The organism is Streptomyces sp. NPDC012935, assembly GCF_042900345.1.
Classification (GTDB): domain Bacteria; phylum Actinomycetota; class Actinomycetes; order Streptomycetales; family Streptomycetaceae; genus Streptomyces.
In genome coordinates this window covers 1,946-3,141 of the sequence record NZ_JBIBBC010000044.1, presented here as the reverse complement: position 1 = coordinate 3,141, position 1,196 = coordinate 1,946, and the positions used below count along the sequence as shown (strand labels likewise).

The window sequence follows — 1,196 nt, the reverse complement described above, 5'->3', positions numbered from 1 at the left end:
AACACAGTGGACGCGAGCATCTATGGACAAGCCCTCGGCCTATTAGTACCGGTCACCTCCACACGTTACCGTGCTTCCAGATCCGGCCTATCAACCCAGTCGTCTACTGGGAGCCTTACCCCATCAAGTGGGTGGGAATACTCATCTCGAAGCAGGCTTCCCGCTTAGATGCTTTCAGCGGTTATCCCTCCCGAACGTAGCCAACCAGCCATGCCCTTGGCAGAACAACTGGCACACCAGAGGTTCGTCCGTCCCGGTCCTCTCGTACTAGGGACAGCCCTTCTCAATATTCCTGCGCGCGCAGCGGATAGGGACCGAACTGTCTCACGACGTTCTAAACCCAGCTCGCGTACCGCTTTAATGGGCGAACAGCCCAACCCTTGGGACCGACTCCAGCCCCAGGATGCGACGAGCCGACATCGAGGTGCCAAACCATCCCGTCGATATGGACTCTTGGGGAAGATCAGCCTGTTATCCCCGGGGTACCTTTTATCCGTTGAGCGACGGCGCTTCCACAAGCCACCGCCGGATCACTAGTCCCGACTTTCGTCCCTGCTCGACCCGTCGGTCTCACAGTCAAGCTCCCTTGTGCACTTACACTCAACACCTGATTGCCAACCAGGCTGAGGGAACCTTTGGGCGCCTCCGTTACTCTTTAGGAGGCAACCGCCCCAGTTAAACTACCCATCAGACACTGTCCCTGATCCGGATCACGGACCCAGGTTAGACATCCAGCACGACCAGAGTGGTATTTCAACGACGACTCCCCCTGAACTGGCGTCCAGAGTTCAAAGTCTCCCACCTATCCTACACAAGCCGAACCGAACACCAATATCAAACTGTAGTAAAGGTCCCGGGGTCTTTCCGTCCTGCTGCGCGAAACGAGCATCTTTACTCGTAGTGCAATTTCACCGGGCCTATGGTTGAGACAGTCGAGAAGTCGTTACGCCATTCGTGCAGGTCGGAACTTACCCGACAAGGAATTTCGCTACCTTAGGATGGTTATAGTTACCACCGCCGTTTACTGGCGCTTAAGTTCTCAGCTTCGCCACAACGAATTGTGACTAACCGGTCCCCTTAACGTTCCAGCACCGGGCAGGCGTCAGTCCGTATACATCGCCTTACGGCTTCGCACGGACCTGTGTTTTTAGTAAACAGTCGCTTCTCGCTGGTCTCTGCGGCCACCCCCAGCTCAA

At 55.9% G+C, this 1,196-nt stretch carries 1 rRNA gene (cut by a window edge); it reads right to left on the bottom strand.

Going from position 1 to position 1,196, the window contains the following annotated elements:
* Positions 1-22: 22 nt before the first annotated feature.
* A 23S ribosomal RNA gene (locus ACFY5C_RS41195) occupies positions 23-1,196 on the bottom strand; its annotated part runs 1,945 nt beyond the window's last position; the annotation flags it as partial.